Origin of the sequence: Pseudoalteromonas sp. MIP2626, from assembly GCF_013414205.1 — a bacterium.
Lineage (GTDB): Bacteria > Pseudomonadota > Gammaproteobacteria > Enterobacterales > Alteromonadaceae > Pseudoalteromonas > Pseudoalteromonas nigrifaciens.
The window spans coordinates 44,487-68,207 of sequence record NZ_JAATTW010000015.1 but is presented as its reverse complement, the minus strand read 5'-3'; the positions used below and the strand labels follow the sequence as shown (position 1 = coordinate 68,207).

At 39.5% G+C, this 23,721-nt stretch carries 20 protein-coding genes and 1 pseudogene; 11 read left to right on the top strand and 10 right to left on the bottom strand.

Annotation, left to right across the window (positions count from 1 at the left end):
* Nucleotides 1-163: 163 nt before the first annotated feature.
* From HC000_RS08815 to yegD, 4 genes are all read left to right on the top strand, one after another.
* Nucleotides 164-463 carry a hypothetical protein gene (locus HC000_RS08815; RefSeq protein WP_011328836.1) on the top strand — a complete coding sequence of 100 codons (300 nt, stop codon included), beginning with the start codon at nucleotides 164-166 and terminating at the stop codon, nucleotides 461-463.
* 59 nt (nucleotides 464-522) lie between these two features.
* Nucleotides 523-1,179 (top strand): HAD family phosphatase, encoded by a 657-nt coding sequence (locus tag HC000_RS08810; protein WP_179807467.1) that lies wholly within the window; start codon nucleotides 523-525, stop codon nucleotides 1,177-1,179.
* A gap of 32 nt (nucleotides 1,180-1,211) precedes the next feature.
* Nucleotides 1,212-2,054: a DNA ligase gene (locus HC000_RS08805; RefSeq protein WP_179807466.1), complete on the top strand. Its 843-nt coding sequence runs from the start codon at nucleotides 1,212-1,214 to the stop codon at nucleotides 2,052-2,054.
* 82 nt (nucleotides 2,055-2,136) lie between these two features.
* Nucleotides 2,137-3,501 carry a molecular chaperone gene (yegD, locus tag HC000_RS08800; RefSeq protein WP_179807465.1) on the top strand — a complete coding sequence of 455 codons (1,365 nt, stop codon included), beginning with the start codon at nucleotides 2,137-2,139 and terminating at the stop codon, nucleotides 3,499-3,501.
* A gap of 11 nt (nucleotides 3,502-3,512) precedes the next feature.
* Here yegD and HC000_RS08795 read toward each other — a convergent pair whose 3' ends face one another.
* The 3 genes from HC000_RS08795 to HC000_RS08785 are packed head-to-tail and all read right to left on the bottom strand — an operon-like array spanning nucleotide 3,513 to nucleotide 5,824.
* A complete protein-coding gene (locus HC000_RS08795; protein ID WP_011328832.1) occupies nucleotides 3,513-3,977 on the bottom strand; it encodes a methylglyoxal synthase in 465 nt (154 codons plus the stop codon).
* Between the two features lie 18 nt (nucleotides 3,978-3,995).
* Nucleotides 3,996-4,628 (bottom strand): LysE family translocator, encoded by a 633-nt coding sequence (locus HC000_RS08790; protein ID WP_179807464.1) that lies wholly within the window; start codon nucleotides 4,626-4,628, stop codon nucleotides 3,996-3,998.
* A gap of 2 nt (nucleotides 4,629-4,630) precedes the next feature.
* Nucleotides 4,631-5,824 (bottom strand): multidrug effflux MFS transporter, encoded by a 1,194-nt coding sequence (locus tag HC000_RS08785; RefSeq protein WP_179807463.1) that lies wholly within the window; start codon nucleotides 5,822-5,824, stop codon nucleotides 4,631-4,633.
* A 369-nt stretch (nucleotides 5,825-6,193) separates the two neighbouring features.
* On the opposite strand from HC000_RS08785, the gene HC000_RS08780 reads away from it, so the two are divergent.
* A complete protein-coding gene (locus HC000_RS08780) occupies nucleotides 6,194-6,667 on the top strand; it encodes a hotdog fold domain-containing protein (RefSeq protein ID WP_058373868.1) in 474 nt (157 codons plus the stop codon).
* On the opposite strand, the gene HC000_RS08775 is transcribed toward HC000_RS08780, so the two are convergent.
* The 6 genes from HC000_RS08775 to HC000_RS08750 form a co-directional block, all read right to left on the bottom strand.
* Nucleotides 6,668-7,150 carry a polymer-forming cytoskeletal protein gene (locus tag HC000_RS08775; protein ID WP_179807462.1) on the bottom strand — a complete coding sequence of 161 codons (483 nt, stop codon included), beginning with the start codon at nucleotides 7,148-7,150 and terminating at the stop codon, nucleotides 6,668-6,670.
* Nucleotides 7,140-8,303: a M23 family metallopeptidase gene (locus tag HC000_RS08770; RefSeq protein ID WP_179807461.1), complete on the bottom strand. Its 1,164-nt coding sequence runs from the start codon at nucleotides 8,301-8,303 to the stop codon at nucleotides 7,140-7,142. Before HC000_RS08770 ends, HC000_RS08775 begins: the two co-directional genes overlap by 11 nt.
* Nucleotides 8,304-8,445: 142 nt before the next feature.
* On the bottom strand, nucleotides 8,446-9,759 hold the full coding sequence (gene fahA / locus HC000_RS08765) for a fumarylacetoacetase (protein WP_179807460.1): 1,314 nt from the start codon (nucleotides 9,757-9,759) through the stop codon (nucleotides 8,446-8,448).
* Between the two features lie 212 nt (nucleotides 9,760-9,971).
* The gene (gene hppD, locus HC000_RS08760) at nucleotides 9,972-11,018 is read right to left on the bottom strand and encodes a 4-hydroxyphenylpyruvate dioxygenase (RefSeq protein ID WP_179807459.1); all 1,047 of its coding nucleotides are present in this window, start codon (nucleotides 11,016-11,018) and stop codon (nucleotides 9,972-9,974) included.
* A gap of 320 nt (nucleotides 11,019-11,338) precedes the next feature.
* Nucleotides 11,339-14,071 (bottom strand): metallophosphoesterase, encoded by a 2,733-nt coding sequence (locus tag HC000_RS08755; protein WP_179807458.1) that lies wholly within the window; start codon nucleotides 14,069-14,071, stop codon nucleotides 11,339-11,341.
* A gap of 175 nt (nucleotides 14,072-14,246) precedes the next feature.
* Entirely contained in the window at nucleotides 14,247-15,737 is a 1,491-nt protein-coding gene (locus HC000_RS08750) for a peptide MFS transporter (RefSeq protein WP_179807457.1), read from the bottom strand.
* Nucleotides 15,738-16,472: 735 nt separating this feature from the next.
* Between HC000_RS08750 and bcsG the strand changes: the two are divergent.
* The 3 genes and pseudogenes from bcsG to HC000_RS08735 all read left to right on the top strand — a co-directional run.
* Nucleotides 16,473-16,739 (top strand): annotated as a pseudogene (bcsG, locus tag HC000_RS08745) (cellulose biosynthesis protein BcsG); the annotation flags it as partial.
* Between the two features lie 129 nt (nucleotides 16,740-16,868).
* The gene (gene tyrR, locus HC000_RS08740; RefSeq protein ID WP_011328814.1) at nucleotides 16,869-18,425 is read left to right on the top strand and encodes a transcriptional regulator TyrR; all 1,557 of its coding nucleotides are present in this window, start codon (nucleotides 16,869-16,871) and stop codon (nucleotides 18,423-18,425) included.
* A gap of 128 nt (nucleotides 18,426-18,553) precedes the next feature.
* Nucleotides 18,554-19,090 (top strand): thioesterase family protein, encoded by a 537-nt coding sequence (locus HC000_RS08735; protein WP_179807456.1) that lies wholly within the window; start codon nucleotides 18,554-18,556, stop codon nucleotides 19,088-19,090.
* 95 nt (nucleotides 19,091-19,185) lie between these two features.
* Here HC000_RS08735 and HC000_RS08730 read toward each other — a convergent pair whose 3' ends face one another.
* Nucleotides 19,186-19,839, bottom strand: coding sequence for an OmpW family outer membrane protein (locus HC000_RS08730; RefSeq protein ID WP_179807455.1), 654 nt, complete (start codon nucleotides 19,837-19,839; stop codon nucleotides 19,186-19,188).
* Between the two features lie 242 nt (nucleotides 19,840-20,081).
* Here HC000_RS08730 and HC000_RS08725 point away from each other — a divergent pair, with 242 nt between their 5' ends.
* The 3 genes from HC000_RS08725 (at nucleotide 20,082) to HC000_RS08715 (ending at nucleotide 23,716) form a co-directional block, all read left to right on the top strand.
* Nucleotides 20,082-21,500 (top strand): MATE family efflux transporter, encoded by a 1,419-nt coding sequence (locus HC000_RS08725; protein ID WP_011328811.1) that lies wholly within the window; start codon nucleotides 20,082-20,084, stop codon nucleotides 21,498-21,500.
* A gap of 50 nt (nucleotides 21,501-21,550) precedes the next feature.
* Nucleotides 21,551-22,471 carry a glyoxylate/hydroxypyruvate reductase A gene (locus HC000_RS08720; protein WP_179807454.1) on the top strand — a complete coding sequence of 307 codons (921 nt, stop codon included), beginning with the start codon at nucleotides 21,551-21,553 and terminating at the stop codon, nucleotides 22,469-22,471.
* A 459-nt stretch (nucleotides 22,472-22,930) separates the two neighbouring features.
* On the top strand, nucleotides 22,931-23,716 hold the full coding sequence (locus tag HC000_RS08715) for an SDR family oxidoreductase (protein ID WP_179807453.1): 786 nt from the start codon (nucleotides 22,931-22,933) through the stop codon (nucleotides 23,714-23,716).
* Nucleotides 23,717-23,721: the final 5 nt, after the last annotated feature.

The following is a 23,721-nucleotide window of genomic DNA, read 5'->3' as shown; positions in this document are numbered from 1 at the left end:
AATAGGCCACAACTTCTGTTGTAGCCTATTATGAAGCCTCTGAAAGATCGTTCAATTAGCTTAAACGATCTGCATTAGCTTTTATAGCGGGCTTTTTCGTTTATATTCATTAATATTACTGCTAAAGTAACGTTAATTGATTTGCTAAATAAAGAGATAAAAAATGGCTGGATTTTGGAACTACCGAGTGATTTTTTGTGAAGCCACAAAAGATGAAGCAGCGCAGTATCAAATACATGAAGTAGAATATAATCTTAATGGTAAAGTAACTAATTGGTCTGAAACCGGTGCGGCTCCTTTTGGTACATCGCTTGATGAATTAAAAGCTGATTCTGAGCGATTAAAAACAGCGTTTGAAAAGCCAGTTTTAAAAGTGGCGCGTAAAGCACGTGGTTATGAGTTGGTTGATGTTGAAACAGGTGAAGAAGCCACTGGTGAGCCACCGGCGGGTTTAACAGAGTAACTAATAAACATGTTAAAGGCGCTTAGGCGCCTTTTTTAGCGCTGTGATAAGGAATAAAAATGACTTTAAAAGCGGTATTATTTGATATGGATGGCACGTTAGTCGATTCTGAAAGCATGCACTTTGCATGTTGGAGGCAGGTACTTGCGCCATTTAATGTAAACTACGAAGAGGGTGAGTTTTGCCAGCGTTTTTCGGGGCGGCCAACGCTCGCAGCTGCAAATGATATAAAGCAACAGCATAACTTATCGGTTAGCAGTGACTATTTAGCCGATGAAAAATACCGTTTATTTGCACAATATGTAAAAACCAATTTACCAACACTAATGCCTTTTGCAGAACAAGCATTAACAGCGGTTAAAAGCAGCGGCTTAAAAATGGCGTTAGTAACAGGCAGCGCTCGCCACGAAGCAGAGCCAATATTAAAGGGGCTTGGCTTTTATGACCTATTTGACGCAGTAGTCACTAAAGATGATGTTAATAACCCTAAACCGGCCGGAGATCCTTACTTATTAGCACTCAAAAAGATAAATGTAGCTGCTAAACATGCCATAGCAGTAGAGGATACCTTTACCGGAGTAACTGCAGCAAACAACGCCTGTGTTAGTGTGGTGGCGATTGCTAATAATCATACAAAAAACCATGACTTTAGCCAAGCCAGTTACCGTATGAATGATCTGCAAGAGTTTTGGCAATGGCTACAATCTCAACTATAGTTTAAGCCACATTACCTTGCTTGGACGCGCTGATGTTTTATATTAAATTAATTACCTTAATCACAGCAGTACTTTTTAGCTCTATTGTGAGTGCAACATTGCCCAAAGTACTGCTTGCTAAAGTATATGATGAAACTAAGCACAGCGATGTAAGTAACTATTTAGTCAGCGAAAAGTTTGATGGTGTAAGGGCAATTTGGACAGGTGAACAGTTTGTCACTCGGCAAGGTAATGTAATAAACGCGCCAGAATGGTTTACAGCGCCCTTACCAAAAGTATGGCTTGATGGTGAACTGTGGACTAAACATCAGCACTTTGCGGTGCTCAGTGGCATTGTGCGCACTAAAATCCCTAACAATCATGATTGGCAAAGTATTACGTATCAAGTATTTGATATGCCAGATGCAAACGCGCCTTTTAGCCAGCGCTACAATAATTACAACCGCCTTGTTACGGGTTTAAATTCACCTCATATAAAAGCTGTTAAGCAGTATCAGTTTACTAACAATCAATTATTAACTGACTATTTTAAAAATATAACAGCGCAAGGTGGCGAAGGCGTTATGCTGCATTTAGCAAGCGCTAAACATGCCGATGGGCGCAGCGATGCGCTATTAAAATTAAAGCCCTACTTAGATGCAGAAGCAATAGTGATTGCATACCTACCGGGTAAAGGTAAATACCAAGGCATGTTAGGATCGTTAAGAGTAAAAACACCGCAAGGGCAACTGTTTTCAATTGGCACCGGATTTAGCGATGCCGAGCGCGAAAGCCCGCCAGCATTGGGTAGCACCATTACTTATCGATTCCATGGTTTAACAAAAAATGGCTTACCTCGTTTTGCTAGTTTTTTACGTGTGAGAGAGTCACCCTAACAATTATTCAGCTCTATATGAGTATATATTTATTGCTAGGTATGCTAAATTGCGCGGCCTTTTTAGTGATGTATGGTGATATATGTTTGTTGGTTTTGATTATGGTAGTTCTAATTGTGCTATGGGTGTAATGAACGAGGGTAACGTTCAATTAGTGCCGTTAGAGCAAGGAAAATATTACCTACCTTCAACACTTTATACCCACCATAGTGCGTTGGTAGTTGACTATGTTGCAAAGCATTTACAAGGTAGCAGCGATGAACTTGCGTTTAAAACTCAGCGCCAAGCACTGCTAAATTCATTACCACGAATTAAATCTGACTTAGATTTACACCCCACAGACGAAACCTTATTTGTTGGCCGCGAAGCAATTAGCGAGTATGTGCAATTTCCTGAAGAGGGTTACTTTGTTAAATCACCAAAATCATTTTTTGGCGCTACAGGTTTAAAACAAGGACAAATTAACTTTTTTGAAGACATTGCCACCGCAATGATTTTAAAAATAAAACAACGTGCTGAGCAATCACTAAGCAAAACGTTAACGCAAACCGTTATTGGTCGTCCGGTTAACTTTCAGGCGGTAGGCGGTGATGAGTCAAATCAGCAAGCAATTGGTATTTTAGAGCGCGCTGCAAAACGTGCCGGCTTTAAAGAAGTCGCATTTTTATACGAGCCACTGGCGGCCGGTATTGATTACGAGAGCAACTTAACACAAAACCAAAAAGTACTGGTTATCGATATTGGTGGCGGTACCAGCGATTGCTCGTTTGTGCAAATGGGGCCAAGCTTTCGGGATAAAAGTGACCGTGATGCTGACTTTTTAGCTCACAGTGGTAAGCGTATTGGTGGAAACGATTTAGACATAGCTTTAAGTTACTATGGCTTAATGCCGCTTTTAGGCTTAGGCAGTACGTTTAAATCGGGGCTACCTTTGCCTAATCAAGCTTTTTGGCAAGCCTGTAAAATTAACGATGTAAACTTACAAAGCCAATTTTATAGTGCTAACCATCATAGAGAACTTAGCGCACAATTGCGTGATGTGAGCGCGCCAGAGCTATTTAAACGATTAATACATTTGCAGCAAAATAGGCAAGGGCATCAATTAGTACAACAAGCTGAGGCTGCTAAAATAGCACTAACTTCAGCCACTAATTATAACTGTGATCTTAGCTTTTTAGATGCGTCGTTAAGTAAAGATGTTTCAGTCAGTGATTTAGCCTTAGCGGTAGATGATAGCATTAGCCAAATAGTCACTTTAGCGAAGCAAGCTATAAATGATGCAAATACTACGCCCGATGTTATTTATTTAACCGGTGGTAGTGCACAGTCGCCCCTTATTAAAGCGGCGCTTAGCCAACATTTAGGTGATATTAAAATGGTTAATGGCGATCACTTTGGTAGTGTAACCGCCGGCTTAACTAAATGGGCTAGCATGCTTTACAGCTAAGCCATTAAATATTAAATATCTATTTGTCGGGTTGCTAAATACTTTTCGTAATCTGGCAAGGTGCGCTCAAGCTCAACATTCATTAATGGCGAGCTTAGCAGCATATCAGCACTTACTTCATTACAGGCAACCGGTATATTCCACACTGCCGCTAAACGCAGTAGCGCTTTAACATCTGGGTCGTGGGGTTGCGATGCCAGCGGATCCCAAAAAAATACCAGCATATGTATTTCATGCTCAGCAATTTTTGCCCCTAATTGCTGATCGCCTCCCATTGGGCCGCTAAGCAATTGAATCACATCTAACCCTGTGGTTTTATTAATTAAATGCCCTGTGGTGCCTGTAGCATATAATGTATGCTCGCTTAGTGCGTTTAGGTGTTTTATACACCATAATTTTAAAGCCGCTTTTTTACCATCGTGCGCTACTAGTGCAATATTTTTTTTAGCCGGTAGCGATTGTATTTTTTGGTCCATAAAAAATTCTTTTTATTGTTAAAGTAATAAGTTAATAGCAAGGGCAATGAAAACAATGCCGGTGAGCCTATCTATCCAAGTTTGGCTATTTGGGTTATCTCTAAAAAAGCGCGCAATTTTATCGCCAAAATAAATATAAGCGCAATCAATCGGAAAAGCAAAAAGTGGGTACAACAAACCAAAAAAGGCGAGCTGAAAAGTAGCCGAGGAAAGTGTTGGGTCAACAAATTGTGGAATAAACGCGATAAAAAACAACGCCACTTTAGGGTTAAGTACTTCGGTCATCATAGCTTGAAACATTACATTTTTATTTTTCTTCGTAGTTATATGTGGTTTGTCTGTTTGCTCAATAGGCTCTTTTATAAAAGTGCTTTTAAGCATCATTATCCCTAGGTAGCACAAATAAGCAGCGCCTGCATATTGCACTGCACTATAAGCTACTTCTGAGGCCTTAAGTATGGCGGTTAAGCCAACAACAGCAAAAAATGTATGTACTACTCCACCGAGAGCAAAACCAAACGCACTTTGCATTCCTGCCGTACGGCCATTAGCAAAGGTTTGCGCCATTAAAAAGGCATTAGAAGGCCCAGGGGCCACCGCAATTAAAAAACTAGCCAGTAAAAAAGAAACTAAAAAATCAGGGTTTATCATGATCAGCCTTGAGTTGGGTGTAAAGCATGTCCTTTTTTACTTATTAAAATAAGCCAAAGAGGAAGTAACAATAATAAATGAAAGGCTATTAGCCAGGGTGTAGTTAACCCTAAAAACTGTGTTGCAAACACTAATATACTCGCACCACTCATTTGCATTGCGCCAAGTAGCGCTGAAGCGGTTCCGGCTTGTTTTGCAAAGCGAGAAAGTGCCATACCAGCTGCTGAGCCTAAACTTAAAGCAAAACCAAGTGCAGCAATAAGCATAGGTAACATAAGTGCCAGCGCAGTTTGTATTGTGCTAAGCGCAAGCATTAATACCCCCGAAAAAATCAATAAGCCAACCCCAAGACGCAAAGCACGCTGGCTATTATTTTTAATATACATAGGCGCTATAAAGCTCGCCACAATGCTACATACCGCATTGAGTGTAAACCAAAAGGTAAAGTCAGCAACAGTGCCGCCTAAGTGAGTAATTAACCAGCCCGGCGCAAGTGTTACATACACCAGTATTGCCGACATTGCGACCATACAAAGTAAGCTATTAAATAAAAATATGGGAGTGCTAATAATGGGTATAAAACGACGCAGATCTAAAATATGGCCTTGGTAATGGCTGTCTGCTGGGCGCGTTTCTTTAAAAAATAATAAGGTTATAACTAAGCCAAAAATGGCAAAAAGAGTTAAAAATAAAAAATTCATCCGCCAGCCAAACTGCACAGTTAACCATGCCCCTAAAATGGGCGCTAATGCTGGAATAAAACAAATAATACCATTTAAATAAGTGATCATTTGCCCACTGCGCTGTGCACCGTATTTGTCACGTACTATGGCAAAAGCAACCACAAAAGTGGCACATGCTCCTAATCCTTGTAAAGCACGCGCGAGCAGTAATATATTAAATGAAGGAGCATAATAGGCTAACAAGGCAGAGCCCGCATACAGGCTAATACCAATGACAGCGACCGGTTTACGGCCAAACTTATCAGCAAGAGGGCCTGCAATTAATTGCCCTAAGCCTACAGTGAGCATAAAAATAGCAACACTTTGTTGTACTTGCTGTTCTGAAACAGAAAATTGCTCAGCAATAGTTGGAAATGCAGGTAAGTAAATATCAATAGCCATAGGGCAAAAAATAACGAGTAACGCTAATATAAGTAATAAAGTTAAGTTTGGTTTAGCGGGCTGTGTTTGCATTAGTTCTCCTTTTGTCGCGTATTTTAGGGGGGGACTAATAAAAAAGAAAGGGCTTATGACCCTTAGTATCGTCGACATTGATACTTTTTAATTTAAATAATCTTAACTCTGGATAATAAACTTATCTCAAGCTGCTATTTTCAGCGTTAACTGCGTTGAATTTACTTGCAATAGGCCAGCTATTGACGCGTAAATTAGCCTTGTTGTCACAGAAATCTCTTGCTAGAGAAAATAAATTTATGATTCAGTACGTTAGTAAATCTCTTAACCAGAGTTCATGTTAAATAGCTAAAAGGGGCTTTTAAAGACACTACCTTAAACTGGTCTGATGTGTTATTTTTGCAAAAGAATAAACGATGGAAAATAATAATGAGCAATAAATCTTCAGTTTTAACAGCATGGCGTATTGTTAAAAAGCTACCCTTTGGGCATTGGTTATTTACAAAAATAGTCTGTTTTAAAGCGCCATACTTTGGCTCGATGAAACCCTACATACTTAATTTAAAAGCAGGGCATTGTAGTGCGCGGGTTAAAAACCGTCGTAGGGTTCATAATCATATAGGTACAATACATGCAATAGCGCAATGTAATTTGGCCGAGTTATGTGCTGGAGTGATGGTGGATGCCACGGTACCGGTTAAAACTCACCGTTGGATCCCAAAAGGTATGACGGTACGGTATTTAGCTAAAGTAGATACCGATGTAACTGCTATTGCAGAGATTGATTTACCGCACCAGTGGCTAGATAAAGAAGACTTAGTGGTGCCAGTAAAATTATATAATACCCGCAATGAGCTAGTATTCACTGCAGATATTACTATGTACATTACAGCTAAAAAGTAACTAGCTTTTATTAGGGGCTTGCTTATTTACGAATGACAAGCCTATATCGTCCTCGTTAATTAATGGCTTTACATCGCTCACTGGCTTTGGTTCATCATTAATAAGTGGTAAGTTTTCTTTTTCAAAGCGCTGTTTTAAATTACCTTCAATAATTGCACCAGCTTCTATGCTAAGCGTATCGTGAAAAATATCACCATGCACATGAGCGTTATTTTTAATGTTAACTTCACTGGCATTTAATGAGCCAATTATTTTGCCCTTAACAATCACGCTTGTCGCTTCAACAATACCCTCAACTACGCCTGTAGTGCCAATTACTAAATGAGTAGCTTTAATGTCGCCATCAATGCGGCCATCAAGTTGCACTTCACCTTGGCTTATTATTGACCCAGTAAGGCGCATATCTTCTGAAATAATAGAAGGAGCGTGATTAACGCGTTTTAATGAAGCGTTATTTGTTACTTGCTTTTTTTTACCAAACACGAGAGAGCGCCTTTGTTATTTTAAGAGGGTTGACATGCTTGCCATCAATGAGCACTTCATAATGTAAGTGAGTACTGGTACTTCTGCCAGTGCTACCCATTAAGCCAATTACGTCGTGCTTGGTGACTGCTTGGCCTTTTTTTACATTAACTTTATTTAAATGACCAAAACGTGTTACCAAGCCATTTTTATGCTCAAGTTCTATGAAGTTACCATAACCGCCATTGCGTCCAGCGCGTAGTACAGTACCGTCGGCAGGAGCGAATATTTCAGTTTTATGCCAGCCGGCTAAATCAACGCCCTTATGAAAGGCGCGGCGACTGTTCATTGGATCTTTTCGCAGTCCAAAGTTGCTCGAAATATAATACTTTGCAGCTGGCAGCGGTAAGGTATTAGGCAGTTCATTTAAAAAGTTTTCTAGGTTATTAAGTACTAATAACTTATCGGCAATAGCTAAAAATGTGGCCGGGATTTTTGCTTCATCAAATACATCTAACGGGCCACCCTGAGCGGTTGTTTGCTCGCTTAACGCTATATGTTGCGCTAATGCCGACTCTAGCCCTGCACCTTTAAGCATGGCTAAAATGGCGTTATGACGTTGGTTTATTTGACTTTCAAGCAATAAAAAGTTTTGCTCGTAGTACTGGTTTAGCTGTGCATAGCGAGCAGCAAATGTAGTAGTGGGCGTATTTTGCACCTGTTTACTTTGAGTACTGTCGTCGACTAAAGGTTCATGAAACTCACTTTGATCTTCTTCAAGAGGAGATTCAAGCTCGTCACCCAGCCTTATAACATCTTTACTAAGAGAAACCGGTAGAGATTCGATCATACTTTGTAGTAAAGCTTGTTTTTGTTCAAGCTCGGCTAATTGTGCTATTTGTTCGTCATGGCGTGTTTTTTGCTCATTGATTTGCTGTTGCCATTGTTTTTGCTCATCGAGTTGAGTTTGTTCAATATCTGATATTTTTGTAGTTTGTGAGTAAACCCGAAAGCTTGAAATACTTACCCAGCTAAGCGTAACTAATACAAGTAATACGATAAAAATTTGCAGCCAAGGCGCCAAAACTACATGCTTAACTTCACCATTTTGGCGAATAAGTAGTTGACGAGAGGGGAAAAGCTGTTCAAAAAAAGACTTTATAAATATAGGCATGACACATAAATACTGGCTATTAACCAAGCTAAGATAGCAATTTGAGTTTAAAAAGCTAGAAAAAAATTGTAACTGTGACTGAATTAATAAAAAAGGACGGCAATAAATGCCATCCTTTTTAGCAAAATAATTTATTTTTAAATTATTTTGCAGCCAGTACAGTACTCTCTACACTGCCAAAACCAATACGTGCGTAACCTTCTTTTTCACACCAGCCACGCATAATAACGTTATCGCCGTCTTCTAAAAAGCTACGTTGTTGACCATTGCTCAGCGTGATTTTTTCTTTACCACCACGAGAAAGCTCAAGTAACGAGCCTGCTTCTTCATGGGTTGGGCCCGATTGTGTGCCCGAGCCCAGCATATCGCCTGGCATAAAGTTACAGCCATTCACAGTGTGGTGCGTTACCATTTGCGCAACTGTCCAGTATGAATGCTTAAAGCTTGAGGTTGATACACGCGTTGGTGTATGACCTTCATCACGCATTTGCTGAGTTTGAATTTTTACATCCATTTGAATATCAAACGCGCCTTGTTCACGGTTTGCTTTAGATTCTAAATAATCTAATGGTTGTGGATCGTTTTCATCACGCGTCCAGCTTGTTCTAAATGGTGCTAGCGCTTCAGTTGTCACTATCCAAGGTGATACCGTTGATGCAAAGTTTTTAGCTAAAAATGGCCCTAGCGGCTGATATTCCCACGCTTGTAAATCACGTGCTGACCAATCGTTAAATACACAAAAGCCAAATACATGGTTTTCAGCATTTTCAATCGCTATAGCATCGCCTAATGCGTTACCTTTACCTAAGTAAATACCTACTTCTAGTTCATAATCAAGGCGTTTACATGGCCCAAACGATGGCACTTCAGCATCTGGCGCTTTGGTTTGGCCTTTAGGGCGATGAAATTGTTGGCCCGATACCCCAATAGATGATGAGCGACCATGATAGCCAATAGGTACCCATTTATAGTTAGGTAGTAATGGGTTGTCTGGGCGAAACAAGCTACCCACAGCAGTTGCATGGTAAATAGAGGTATAAAAGTCGGTGTAATCACCAATGTGACACGGCAATGCAAATTCAATATCAGCCTGTGCAATAAGCGCTTCGCTTAATTTAGCCTGATGCTCAGAGCCTTCACGCAGCGCTTTAGATAATGCTAAACGCAGTGCTGACCAATATTGTTGACCAAGGCTCATAAATTCATTTAACGTGGTGTTGCTTGCAGCAGCAATGGCTGTTTGCGCATCACCACTAAAAATAGCAAGTTCATTTAGTTTTGCTAAATCGATAACCTGATCGCCAATAGCGACAGCACCACGAAAAGCTTCGTTGCTATTTTTACGACGAACTTCAGCAAAAGGTAGATTTTGAATAGGGAAGTCGCAATCTGCAACGTTTGCAGAGGCTACCCAGCTTGTTAAATTTATATCATGGGTTTCGTTAATTAAACTCATTACATTTCCTTTGGTTTAGTTGGTCGTGCTAATCAGTATAAATATCAATTTATTAAATAAGCATATAAAGATTAAAAACATCTATTATTAACAGCTTATATGGTGATGAATAGCACGATTTAAACAGACAGAGTAGAATTGTTACTCAATATCAGCGTAAAACGACAAAAAGCAGCGAGTTACGCTGCTTTTAAAATATAAATACTAGCTACTTATAAAACGCCACGGCGCTCTTGGTCGCGTTCAATTGATTCAAATAGTGCTTGGAAGTTACCTTCACCAAAGCCACCATCGTCAACTCGCTGAATCATTTCAATAAAAATAGGACCAAATAGGTTTTTAGAGAAAATTTGTAGTAAATAACAGTTTTCACTTTGGCTATCTACTAGAATTTGATGCTCACGAATTTTTTCTTTATCTTCAGCAACCCAAGGTACACGGTCAAAAATAGTATCGTAGTACTCAGGAATAATATCCAAAGTTGCAATAGTCGACTTATCAAGCTTATCAAGTGAGCTTACTAAGTCGTCAGTTAAAAATGCTAAATGCTGTACGCCAGGGCCATTGTATTCACCAAGGTATTCATCGATTTGGTTATTATCGTTGCCTTTACCTTCGTTAATAGGAATAGAGAAGGTGCCACAAGGCGATTTAAGCGCATACGAAATTAACGCTGTTTTTTGGCCTTTAATATCGAAGTAGCGAACCTCTGTAAAACCAAATACATCTTTATAAAAGTTAGCCCATTTTTCCATGGTGCCTTTATAAACATTATTAGTTAAATGGTCGATGCGAATAAAGCCTTTATCGTCAACCACGTTTTGCTCGGTTAGATCTTCAAAGTCTTGTGCGTAAATAGAGCCTTTTTCGCCAAATTGCTCAATAAAGTAAATTAAGCTGTCGCCAATGCCATAAATTGCAGGGTAAGGTAAATCTTTATTTGCCGAGTCGGTTGCTGGTTTTGCACCGCGCTCTACCGCTGCTTCAAATGCTTTTTGCGCATTCTCTACTCGCCAACCCATAGAACAAATAGCCGGGCCATGATCTTTAGCAAACTGTGCCGAAAAGCCATCACGCTCGTTATTTAATAAAAAATGAATATCGTTTTGATTGTAATAAACAATGTCTTTACCTTTGAATTTTTTTAGCTTTGAAAAGCCAAAGTCGGTAAATACTTTATCCATGTAATCTGCATCAGGTGTTGCATATTCGGTAAATTCGATACCAACTAAACCTAAAGGGTTATTTACTTCACTCATTATCATTACTCCCGCAATTAAGCACTGCGATTATTTGTTGTCGTATTGCTGTAGATGATTAACTAAATTTGTACTTTGGGGAAGAGGGCGTTGTTATTTAGTAAACAGCGCGTGTGTAAATTTTATAGGACGGTTAGCAGTAAGTTACTTTTTTGCTGTGTACTTTAAATGCGCTTATGTATAAAAACGTTTGAATAAGTATAGTGGTTTAAGTTTTAGTTGTTGATTGTATTGTGGTTTATTTGTTTTTAAAGAGATTTAAGCTAACTTAAATCTCTTTTTTTACCCTAGTAAAAATAAGGTTTTTTGTATTCAATTGTTTACGGTTTGCTATTGTTAAAGAACTTGCTACGTTGCTCTAACCATAAATTAGGTTTTATTGCAGGCGCAAGTTGGTAATGGCGTTCAACACTTTGATTAAGCTCTCGGGTTGTTTGCTTAAAAGTCAGCTTTTGTTGCGCGTTACCCATACTTTTTATTTCACTGCGAGTCATTGCGCGACCAGCATAAAGCAGTGCGTTTAAATAACCCGGTTCGGTTTCGTAGTTATTATCGGTTAATAATAATACGGCTTGATCGAGTGCCCAGCGTTTACCTATTTCACCGTCTCTTTTAACACCCGCAAATTCACCATCAATATACACTTCAAATACGCCATTGCTTGGTGCGGTATAAAATACAAAAGCTATACGGTGCCAGGTATCAGGCTCATATGTGCCAAAATAACCACTGTCGCTGGTTGATGCACCTAACCCACCAATAGGATTAATAAATATGTCGGCGTCGTTATTCAAATCATTTGTTGCATCGGTTTGAACTAGTGCTCTGTATATTTCTTTTGCTGCAAAAGGCCAATAAATGTCCATCACTAAAGTGTAGTCAGACACCATTCCTTGGTTTGCAAAATCCCCATTTGGCGCGGTATTTAACTCAATCTTTAGCCCTTCGTTAGGAGAGTGATCGGTAAATGCCATTACAGTTGATGCGCCATCAGCTAAATCACTAATATTAAATGTGCTAGTACTAGCAAAGGTGGTCTTTTTAGGACCCCAGCCTTTATTGTCAGGATCAAAGTAACTAAGAGTTGATGGGCCTAAGTCGGCTTTAAGCGGATCGCTAACATCATCAAAGTTCCAAATAGTGATATTAGCAATGTCTTGGCAGGCATTGAGTGGCGTATTTGTATCAATATGCAAGCATTGAGTGGTTCTATGACGTGCGTATTGATCCAGAAGCCACCAAGCCTCGGCTATCGGTGCTACATCATTAAAAGTAACCCCATTAAAAAATAAATCAGGATTAAGAGCTGCCCCTTTAAAAAGTGCGACACTGTAGTTATTTGATGCTTGAATATTTTCAGGCGCTAGTAAAAACCAATCAGGTTGATTGGCTAACATAGCATTTAAATCATTGCCGCTAACCGTGACTTTATATAAAGAGTTAAAGCCTGGGGTGTTAGATGGCTGCCTTTCTACGTAGTAAGCTTTATGAAAGTCCTCTTGTGTTAGGGCGCCAGGGGTCCAACGTTTTTGCACTAACTCAGGGTTGAGTAAAGCTGCTGAAATAGTGCTGCTTGAGTGCTGAGCGGCTGCAGCGGTGACTGCTGCTAATTGCATTGCATTTAAGTAGTTTTCTGATATTGCAATTTCAGTTTGTGCATCGGGAGCATAACGGCCCATAATTGTGTCGATGGCTTGTTGTGTGGTTGTGTCTCGCTCAGTAATGGTGTCGGTTTTTACTGTTTTGTAGTCAACATTTTTGAGCGTTTTATTACTAGTGTCGAACGTTAAGTTTAAGTCGGTTATGCCCTTAGCGTAAAAGTTAGGTTGAATAACAATAGCGCCATTATCAAGGGTATTAAAGCTCTCACCGCCATGGGTATGACCGCCTAAAACCAAATCAATACCACTCACACTTTGTGCGATTTTAGTATCAAGGCCTTCACCTAAATGGCTTAACATCAGCATATAATCTACTTCATCACTGTACTGACTAACAATACTTTGTGCTATTTGTTGCCATTGCCAGCTCATTTTAAATTGTTTGATAAAATCAGGAATAGGGTCATCTTGTAGTGGTCTATCTAGCTCGTTCCACGGGACCGATGTCATACCAAATACGCCGAGTGTAATGCAGCCTACTTGTACTTTAGCAAAACCTACTGCTGCAAAATCTTGTGTTTGTTCGCCTTCGTAGCGTGTATTACTGGCAAGTACAATGGCATTATCATCCTTTGAGAAGCCTAATAATTTTTCAGGGCCCCAAGCATAGTCATGGTTACCTATTACACGAAGATCGAACTTCATTGCTTTTAAGGCTTCATCGGTCGCTAAACCTTGTGATATTTGCTCAGCTACAGTGCCTTTTTCGTAATCATCTCCACCATCGGTAAATAAAGTATGAGGTGATTCGCTTAAAACCTTTTTATGATATGCCTTAATTCGGCTAAAAAATTGCTCTTGATAACCAAATCGAGCATGTAAGTCGGCAATATGTACAAAGCGAATAGATTGCTCAGTGCTGTTTACATCACAGGTAGGGCCTATACTGGCAGTGCGTTCTTTACGCTGCATTTTTATGGCATATGTGCCTAACTGATTAACTTGAGCTGTAACAAAACCATTTAAAACACGAGAGTTCTCTATAGTTTCCCAAGTTGTAGCGTTTAAACGGGCAATATAAAGTTGGCCGCCTAATGCGTAATCGTCAGGGATTTTTAAGGAAATTGTAAAAGGATTACTAAGTGAAAGCCCTGCGGGAGTTAAGCTATGTAGATTAGAAATAATATTTTGATTCTGCGACGTTTCGTCTTGCTCAATACTAATATAAGTAAGCTCTGTATCAGAGTTAACACTATTGGCAGGAATTTCAATTTTAAAGTTATCGTTAATAGTGGCAGATAAACCTGCACCAGTAATAAGTAATACGTTAGCTTGGGGAGTGGAAGGGTTATTAGGATTAGGAGTGACTTGATCGCCAGCGCCACCACAAGCAGATAAAAAACCAATGAAAAAAACAACTAAAATTACTTTATACAAAGTGAACAATTGCATCTACCCGCTATCCCTAAAAATCTAATCAGTAATCAATTGGCTAAATAATACCAGTTAACAACTAAGCAATAAAAGATTATCAAGAGGAAACTTCCCCATACTGCTATGGGGAAGTAATTAAAAGTTGGGTAATAGATATTTAATTAACAAATAGTTTAATTAAATACTTTAACTACTAGGCTTCCTCACTTAGTCCCTGTCTTTCCCACACTTTAGATTTAAAGGTCATTAGTACTAAAATAACACCAACACCAATACTAAATAATGCTATTTGTAGGTATAAGTTAGGTATTTCATCAACATTATTTGGATCGAAGTTACCAGCAAGTAATCCTGCAATGATATTACCGATAGAATAAGTTAATACAAATACGCCCATCATTTGGCCTGTGTAGCGACGAGGCGATAACTTACTTACAGCACTTAATGCCACAGGGCTCAAACAAAGCTCACCCACAGTGTGTAAAAAGTAGGTAGTAACAAGCCAGTAAGGTGCTACTTTTAGGCCTTCAGCCGCATAATGCGCTGCCATAAACATAACTAAGAAACCTGTTGCCATTATAATTAAACCAACAGCACATTTTGCACTATAAGATGGTGAAACAAGACGCTTTGACATATTGATCCAAAGCGCTGCAAAAAATGGTGATAGCGCAATAATAAACAGCGAGTTTAATGACTGAAACCAAGTTGTAGGGATTTCAAAAGTACCAATAAGACGGTCAGTATAATCACGTGCAAATAAGTTTAATGATGAACCTGCTTGCTCAAAGCCAGACCAAAAACAGGCAGAAGCTATACATACTAAAAACAGTGCCCACATTCTTTGTTTTTCAGCATCGGTTAACTTACCTTTAAAGTAGATAAGACCAAAATAAACAAAGAAAATAATAGTGAATGCAATCGCAGTATAACCTGCAACTACCGTTGGATTAATAATTATAGCGCCAGTCATAGCGGCGGTAGTGATAGCAGCCGCTATAATGATAAACATAGCAATACTGCCCCATGCGCGAGCAGTACCTTTAGGACCTAAAGGATTAGCTGGTAGAGCACTATGCTCAGGTAAGTTTTTAAGTGAGCGCTTGTATTGCACTAAACCAATAGCCATACCAACAGCTGCAACACCAAACGCCCAGTGCCAACCTAGATTTTCCATAAAGTAACCACAAACGTAATAACCAATTAATGAACCTAAGTTAATACCCATGTAGTAAATAGCATACCCGCCATCACGACGTTCATCAGCATCACTGTAAAGTTGTCCAACCATGGCGCTGATATTTGGTTTTAGTAAGCCGGTACCCGTTGCTACAAAAATTAAACCAATAAAAAATGAGTAATCATGTGGAATAGCCAAAATAATGTGGCCACACATAATAATAATACCGCCATACCAAACCGCTTTTTGACCGCCGAATAATCTATCAGCTAGCCAACCACCAGGTAAGCCTAAAAAGTATACTGCGCCTGTGTACAAACCGTAAATAGCAGCAGCTGAAGCAACGGTGAAGGCTAAGCCTTCTTGTTGTAAACTTGCTGTCATGAATAATACGAGCATAGCTCGCATACCGTAATAACTCATTCGTTCCCACATTTCGGTGAAGAACAAGGTTGAAAGTCCTTTAGGGTGGCCAAACCAACCACTATCTGGAGCTGAACTCATATTTACTTCCTAACTTTAAGTATTGTTGTAATGGCCTTATATATTTTTGCTTTAGCTATTTAGCGCCATGTATTACACGCTAAATGCTCGACCATCAGTATTGTTTAATGCAGCTAAGGTAATGGTTTGCCGTTAAGGTAGTAAAGCTGTAGGTAAGAGTCACACCCTTATCCTAGCTACAATTGCGCATTAGTATACATAGACCTTAGTGCGAGGGGAAGTGTTAAGCTTTATGGTTTAAACACAACAAACCTTGTTAAAAGTCAGCATAAGGTATTATAGGTTTGCCTGGGAATGCTAATGTGCCGTAAACAGGATTGAAATAGTAACATATAGAAAGCTGCCCTAAATTAGGCTCTTAAAAGTCGATTGTGTTCGATTTAGTTTATGGGTAGGAAATACTGATTTTAATCAGGTAGATAAAATTTTCACCTTAACGTGCGTCATAACTTAATGGTAATGAAATACCTATATAGTTTGACGGGCTGTAATATTCCCTATAAACATAAGTTTTTCACTTAAACTAATAAAACCCATTAGCGGATAACGTTGATTACTTTTGACGTTTTGACTGCAAGTCAATACTTAACCAAAATCCCAGTTAGCATCTAAATCGTACGATAAATTAGCGGTCAAGCTAGTTGAGCATAGCCCTCCTAAAGCATCTCAGATTGCACATAGGTTAAGAGGGTATAGTGTATACTGAATTGGTAACTGATTTATCTACTTGGTATTGTTAAATTTATAGGTCCTGACCTGCCTCGTATGTCGCAAATAACAGTGACAAATACAAGCAGCTACTTTGCTCTATCTGAGCTGATAACTAAGGTGATGAAGAGTAATTACTTTGCAGGGAAAAGTAATAATATGGCAGAATTAGTGAGCCAGTTACCCACTTCGCAAAAAGTAGCAGAAAACGCCGGAACAATAATGATGTATGTTAATAAACGTCCATATATTCAATTAGATGGCGGTGAGTGGACTTTATATCCCCGAGGGTGAGTTATTTTTTTATATTTAGCTCAAGCAAAAAAAATGCATATATGTCCAAATTTGTTTACATTAAACTATCCAGCTGATCAGAGTTAGCGTATTATTCAGCGCAAATAGTTTCCCCTTATTTGAGGCTGTATGCGTTTAGATATTCATTGTGCGGATCGAGTTGGTATTGCTCAAGAAATCCTTAATATTTTAGTTAACTATAATGTTGATTTAAAAGGGATTGAAGTCGACTCAGTTAATTGTCGTATGTATGTTAGCTTTCCTGAAATAGAATTTGAGCAGTTTCAAAAAATCATGCCATCAATTCGCTTAATTGATGGTGTGCATGATGTACGCACCACGGCATTTTTACCCTCAGAGCGTGAACATAACGAATTAAATACACTACTAAGAGCACTACCCGATGGCGTTATTTCAATAGATGCCAAAGGTTGGGTGCGTTTATGTAATGACGCAGCGTGCAAAGATTTACAACTAACAGAAAAAGAAGTTATTGGTGCCAATATTAATAACTTACTTAAAGGTTTTAATTTTACTCGCTGGCTTGAGGGTAAAGAAGTACTTGGCCAAACTACGCGCGTAGAAGTGGCAGGTGAAGATTTTATTGCGGATATTTTACCCATTGCTGTTCCGCAAAGTAACGAAGGCGATGTGTTAGCCGGGGCGGTAATAAATATTAAATCGCAAAGTCGCTTAGGCCAACAAGTAAGTGCTTTTAGACGCTATGGACAAGAGAGCTTTGCTACTATTCATAACTTTAGCACTGCAATGCGCCGAGTAGTGCGTGAAGCACGTAAAATGGCGCAGTTAGAAGCGCCTATTTTAATTACTGGCGAAACCGGTACTGGTAAAGAGTTGCTCGCACGTGCATGTCATTACGCTTCTAATCGCTCTGTTAAGCCTTTTATTGCTTTGTCGTGTGCTTCGTTACCCGATGATGTGGCCGAATCTGAATTATTTGGTTATGCCGGTTACGAAGAAAACGCCGCGCCAAAACGTGGCGTACTTGAACAAGCCGATGGCGGTACTGTATTTTTGGATGAAGTGGGCGAAATGTCTACTCAATTACAAACCAAGTTACTGCGCTTTTTACAAGATGGCACATTTAGAAAAGTAGGCGATGAAAACGAAGTAAAAGTTAATGTACGTATTGTTGCTGCCACTCAAAAAGACTTACCTGCTATGGTACAAGAGGGGGTTTTTAGGGAAGACTTATATTACCGTATTAACGTTTTAACGCTAGAAATAGCACCACTGAGAGATCGCAAAGCCGATGTGGGGCCGCTTGCTGAGCACTTTATTCAAAAGTACGCACAGCAAAATGGTCATGACGTGCCGTTGTTATCACAAGAGTGTTTAAGCTTTTTACAAGATTATCCGTGGCCGGGTAATGTGCGCCAATTAGAAAACGCAATTTACCGTGCTGTGTCTTTGTTAGATGACAGTGAATTACGCGTTGAGCATTTACAGCTCCCTACATTTACCCATGATTTAGGGTATTTAGAATCAGATTTTGAAGGCTCACTTGATCAAGCAGTTAAACGCTTTGAAGCTACGTTATTACGTAAGCTATATCCTGCTTATCCTAGCTCACGCCAACTAGCAAAGCGCCTTGGTTTAAGCCACACCGCGGTGGCAAACAAGTTACGTGATTATGGTATTAATCGTAAAACAGTAAAAGTTTAGTAACGCAAAGTAATAACTATAAGCTTAAACGTGCGCGGGTAGCTTATAGTTATTTACTTTAATAAAGTAAACTTTGGCTAAACGCGTGTGATACACTTAATTTAATTTTAACTGGTAAGACCTCTGCCGTGAACTTATACATTCGACTTATTTTATTGTTTTTTAAAATTAAACGTAACCATGACTATCAACACTTACTTGATACGGTAAATATTGATTACAAAGCCCTACCTACAGATTGCGATATAAACTTACATTTAACTAATTCACGTTACTTGGCTATGATGGATTTATCGCGCACTTGGATGACAGAGCGGGTGGGTTTATTAAAGCACATATTAAAACGTCGTTGGTTTCCAATTGTAAACGCGACTGCTATTACTTATATTCGCGATATAAAACCTATGCAGCGTTATACAATTAGCACCCGTTTAGTGGGCTGGGATCATAAGTACTTTTATATAGAGCAAAAATTTCACTCTCAGCGTGGCTTACACGCAATTGCTTATGTGCGCGGCGTATTTAAAAGTAAAAAGGGCATAATTAGCATTGAAGAAATGCTGGAAGTAGCTGACTTTAAAGGTGTAGCCCCTATTTTACCAAGTGAAGTAATGCACTGGAAAGAAATGTTAGAGCAGAAAAAAGTAACTAATTTACCACGATAATAATAGTTAACCTGAGCTCTGGTTAGTTATGAGTAATAATCAATAGTTGAAAAAAAAAGGCCTTACGGCCTTTTTAACACACATGCTTATTACTATTAAAAGCTGTATTTAACCCCAAACATCGCCACAATTGGGTCAATTTTAACGGTTGACGTTAATGCTTGAGCGCCATCGGCATAGACAGTTGCATCAGTTTCAATATCCATAATTGAAACCATAGCGTGTAGGCCCCATTTTTCATCTATTTTATAGTTAGCACCCACTTGCGCTACAAAGCCAAACGAATCATCAAGTTTAACTTCTACATCATCTGTTCCAAGTACTGTTTTTAGTGCTTGAGAAGGTTGCTCATCAAAGAAAGTTGTATAGTTAACACCTACACCAACAAAAGGGCGAAACGCGTAGCTTGAATCTAAAAAGTGATATTGCGCTACTAACGAAGGAGGTAAATGCTTAATATTAGCTATTTTATTGCCCGCTAAACCACCCGCGCCATTTATATCATGTGAAAACGGTGTAGCTGCAATTAACTCTAACACCCATTGCTCATTAAAAGCATAATCAACAGTAATACCTAACTGAGTATCTGAACCCGGATTAAGTCCTCGGGCAGAATCTTCGTTAATTGGTGAGCTAGTACTATCAGGGTTTACGTTTATAGCACCCACGTTTACGCTAAAGTTAGCGTGTGCAGCAGGAGAGAGTGCTAATAAAGAGGTGAGTAATGCAATGCTTAATTTAGTTTTCATGTTGTTCTCCAAGAACTACTTTGTGATTGCCGCTATTATTATTCATTAACACAAACAATAACTTGTTTTAGATCAAGGTTTCAGAAATGTTTGAAGTTAGCAAAATCATTTATTGATTTAGATTAAGTTTCTCCACAGTACATAACAAAAGCTATTGACTTATTTAGGTAATATTCAGAATAAAATCAGCCAAGTTTGTTAAACTTATCTTTATGTCTCCTTTTCAATATTAAGCAGGTTAAATGAACGCTACCCAGCAGCTGTTTCTTCATGGTTCAATTTCTAAAGCGCTGCTTAAGTTAGGTATTCCTATAATTTTAATCAATGTTTTACAGTCGGCGTATCAACTCACTGACGCTTTTTGGGTGGGGCGTTTAGGGGCTGCGCAAGTTGCTGCTGTGTCTATTAGTATGCCTGTTACTTTTTTAGTCATTGCCATAGGTGCAGGTTTGGCGATGGCGGGAGCTATTTTATCGGCACAATATATGGGAGCAGGGCAGCAAGACAAAGTAAATCATGTTGCCGCGCAAACTATGTTAATGGTGACGCTAACAGCCATAGTGCTGGGGGGCATAGGTTATATGCTATCGCCTTATTTTTTAACCCTTTTAGGGGTAGAAGACGCTGTTTATGGCGATGCACTTAAGTTTATGCATGTATCGTTTATTGGGGTTATTTTTGTATTTATTTATGCCATGTTCCAATCGTTAATGCGTGGTATTGGCCAAACAAAAGTACCGCTAATTATTGTGAGCGTGACCGTGTTGCTTAATTTTGTACTCGATCCGTTATTTATTTTTGGCTATGGCAGTTTTCAAGGCTTAGGGGTAATGGGAGCTGCACTGGCAACTTTAGTAACGCAGAGCTTAGCTGCACTTGCTGGGGTAATTATATTTTTACGCGGCCGTCATGGTATTCAATTACAGCTAAAAAGCTTTTACCCCGATTGGCAATATATAAAACAAGCCTTCTTTTTAGGCGCTCCGGGTTCAATTGAATTGTCGGCTCGTGCTTTTGGTTTAATTATCATGTCTTTTTTAGTGGCAAGTTTTGGCACGCAAACGATTGCATCTTACGGTGTTGGCTCCAATGTTTTACAAATGGTGATGATCCCAGCAATGGGTTTGTCGATGGCTGTGTCTACATTAGTGGGGCAAAATATGGGCGCAGGAAACCCCAAACGCGCTGCGCAAATAACTCAGCTTGCTAGTTTATGGGGCTTACTAGGCCTGTCGTTTGTGGGAGGGGTAGCCTATTATTTTGCCGAGCATTTAGTTGCATTTTTTATTCCCGATGATGGGGCTGTAATCGCTAAAGGCGCAAAATTTATTCGCATAATGTGTTTAACTTGGGGGGGAATTGGTGTACAACTTTGTGTCGTGGCTGCTTTTAGGGCATCTGGCAATATGCTTAATGCTATGTTAGTTGCCCTGTTATCACAGGGGGTTGTACAGTTTCCTGCGGCGTATATTTTATCTAAACATACGCAATTAGGAGATCACGGTATTTGGTATTCATTTGCCATTACCAACGTAGTTATTGCGCTTATTACCTATGCGTGGTTTGCTCAAGGTTCGTGGCAAAAAACTATTTTAACCAAAGAAGACAAAGACATAGCTAAAATTAGCCAAGAAGCTTTCATCGAAGAAGGCAGTCACTAAACATTGCGGTGGGGTTTGCTGCCGTATAATTAATTTTATAAGGAATAACTATGTCTGTTTTGGTTGCTATAGGGGATCGTGATAATTCTAAGCTGGTGTCGCAGTTACAAGCACGCTTACCTAATATACACATTGAGCAATATTCACAGTGTGAAGATTTCAGTAAAGTTGAGTTTGTATTAGCCTGGTATGCACCAAAAGAACTATGGGCACAATTACCTAATTTAAAAGTGGTGTCGTCGTTTGGTGCTGGGGTTGATAGCATTGATTTAGACTTGCTGCCAGAGCATGTTGAAGTGGTACGTATTGTTGATCAACAATTAGAAATTGATATGGCCGAGTATGTACTTACTCACGTATTGGCGCAAAAGCTACAATTAAAAGAATATTATCAAAAACAAGCTGCAACGCAATGGAAACCCAAGCGAGTATTAAGCTATAACAGAGTGGCTATTTTAGGCTTTGGTCAATTAGGTCGAGCCTGTGCGCAAAGACTCGTTGATAATGGCTTTAGCGTGAGCGCGTGGGCACAAAGCCATAAAGACGTGAATAACGTGACCATGTATTATGGAGAACATGGGCTAAACGAAATGCTGCCTAATACAGATTATTTAGTGTGCTTATTACCGCTGACCGAAAACACGGCCGGAATTATTAACAAAGATTTATTGGCTAAATTACCCGCCCATGCAGTATTAGTAAATGCGGCACGCGGCCAGCACGTAATAGAAGCTGATTTATTACAGGCACTTAATAGTGACCGTTTACGCGCCGCCACGCTTGATGCATTCGATCAAGAGCCATTACCAAGTGAGCATCCATATTGGCTGCATCCTAAAATAACCATAACACCACATTGCGCTGCATTATCAGATGTTAACTGCGTTATTGAACAAATTGAAGTGAGTATTCAATGCTTAACTAATGGCACACCACTTAAAAACCGGGTTGATAGAACCAAAGGCTATTAGCCACGAAGAAAATGATTTGGTAAACATCTTGTTAACAGGTGTAATTTTTATTATTGTATGAAACTTATTCTTACTAATAAAAATAATATCGAGAATACTATGAAGTCTAATCAGGGCGGCGTTAAATTAAGTTTAGTGGTTATATCTATTATAATTTTAGGAGTATCGGCATGGTTTAACCAAGCAAATGCTTGCGAGCTTGCGCTAATACTCTATTAAAACAAAACCTATGCTGAGTTTTTATCAAACCTAGCATAGGTTTTTTGCTATAAGCACTAAAATTATCTCCTTAATTAGTTATCTAATTTAAGTCCTCAGTATGCTGCTTGTTGTATCACACCACAATTTCATTCTTATATTGCTAATAGTTATCGGGTTAGTCCAGATTGACGATGATAGTTGCTCAGCGTCAGCCTTATGCTGGGTGCTAAATTAATAAGCACGACATCGGAGATAAGAATGACGACAGCACCTAAGTACGTAGAAGGGCATAACCTGTTACGCGGGAAATCGGTTTTAGTAACGGCCGCCGCAGGCGCGGGCATTGGCTTTTCAGCCGCATTACGTGCAGCCGAAGAAGGGTGCCGGGCATTAATGATATCTGACATTCATCCACGTCGTTTAGATGAAGCTGTAGCTAATATAAAAGCGCAAACAGGTTTGCAACAGGTATTTGGCCAATTGTGCGACGTAAGCCAAGAAGAACAGGTTCAGGTATTGATCAATGCAGCAGAGGATAAACTCGCAGGTGTTGATGTGCTTATTAATAATGCAGGACTAGGTGGTCAAACCGCTGTAGTAGATATGAGCGACGAGCAGTGGAGTAAGGTGATGGACATTACTCTTACCGGTACATTTCGTATGACCCGTGCAATGCTGCCATTTATGCAACAACGCAAGGCAGGTGTAATCATTAATAATGCTTCAGTATTGGGTTGGCGAGCACAAAAAGAGCAAGCATATTACGCCGCTGCTAAAGCCGGTGTTATGGCATTTACTCGCTGCTCGGCATTAGAAGCTGCTGAGCATGGAGTGCGAATTAACGCGGTATCGCCATCAATCGCTTTACATGAATTTCTTAAAAAAGCCTCAAGTGCCGACGTACTTGAGCAATTAGCCTCAAAAGAAGCCTTTGGTCGTGCTGCCGAAGTATGGGAAATCGCCAACGTGATGATGTTTTTAGCCAGCGATTACTCGTCTTACATGACGGGCGAAGTTGTGTCTGTTAGTTCACAGCGTGCTTAGGGGGG

Excerpts from the sequence above, each read along its gene's own strand:
- HC000_RS08805 (WP_179807466.1), top strand. The coding sequence starts at position 1,212 with ATGTTTTATATTAAATTAATTACCTTAATCACAGCAGTACTTTTTAGC.
- HC000_RS08810 (WP_179807467.1), top strand. The coding sequence starts at position 523 with ATGACTTTAAAAGCGGTATTATTTGATATGGATGGCACGTTAGTCGAT.
- HC000_RS08725 (WP_011328811.1), top strand. The coding sequence starts at position 20,082 with ATGAACGCTACCCAGCAGCTGTTTCTTCATGGTTCAATTTCTAAAGCG.
- HC000_RS08795 (WP_011328832.1), bottom strand. The coding sequence starts at position 3,977 with ATGGACCAAAAAATACAATCGCTACCGGCTAAAAAAAATATTGCACTA.
- tyrR (WP_011328814.1), top strand. The coding sequence starts at position 16,869 with ATGCGTTTAGATATTCATTGTGCGGATCGAGTTGGTATTGCTCAAGAA.
- HC000_RS08715 (WP_179807453.1), top strand. The coding sequence starts at position 22,931 with ATGACGACAGCACCTAAGTACGTAGAAGGGCATAACCTGTTACGCGGG.
- HC000_RS08790 (WP_179807464.1), bottom strand. The coding sequence starts at position 4,628 with ATGATAAACCCTGATTTTTTAGTTTCTTTTTTACTGGCTAGTTTTTTA.
- HC000_RS08720 (WP_179807454.1), top strand. The coding sequence starts at position 21,551 with ATGTCTGTTTTGGTTGCTATAGGGGATCGTGATAATTCTAAGCTGGTG.
- fahA (WP_179807460.1), bottom strand. The coding sequence starts at position 9,759 with ATGAGTTTAATTAACGAAACCCATGATATAAATTTAACAAGCTGGGTA.
- HC000_RS08780 (WP_058373868.1), top strand. The coding sequence starts at position 6,194 with ATGAGCAATAAATCTTCAGTTTTAACAGCATGGCGTATTGTTAAAAAG.
- hppD (WP_179807459.1), bottom strand. The coding sequence starts at position 11,018 with ATGAGTGAAGTAAATAACCCTTTAGGTTTAGTTGGTATCGAATTTACC.
- HC000_RS08730 (WP_179807455.1), bottom strand. The coding sequence starts at position 19,839 with ATGAAAACTAAATTAAGCATTGCATTACTCACCTCTTTATTAGCACTC.
- yegD (WP_179807465.1), top strand. The coding sequence starts at position 2,137 with ATGTTTGTTGGTTTTGATTATGGTAGTTCTAATTGTGCTATGGGTGTA.
- HC000_RS08785 (WP_179807463.1), bottom strand. The coding sequence starts at position 5,824 with ATGCAAACACAGCCCGCTAAACCAAACTTAACTTTATTACTTATATTA.
- HC000_RS08815 (WP_011328836.1), top strand. The coding sequence starts at position 164 with ATGGCTGGATTTTGGAACTACCGAGTGATTTTTTGTGAAGCCACAAAA.
- HC000_RS08750 (WP_179807457.1), bottom strand. The coding sequence starts at position 15,737 with ATGAGTTCAGCTCCAGATAGTGGTTGGTTTGGCCACCCTAAAGGACTT.
- HC000_RS08755 (WP_179807458.1), bottom strand. The coding sequence starts at position 14,071 with ATGCAATTGTTCACTTTGTATAAAGTAATTTTAGTTGTTTTTTTCATT.
- HC000_RS08770 (WP_179807461.1), bottom strand. The coding sequence starts at position 8,303 with ATGCCTATATTTATAAAGTCTTTTTTTGAACAGCTTTTCCCCTCTCGT.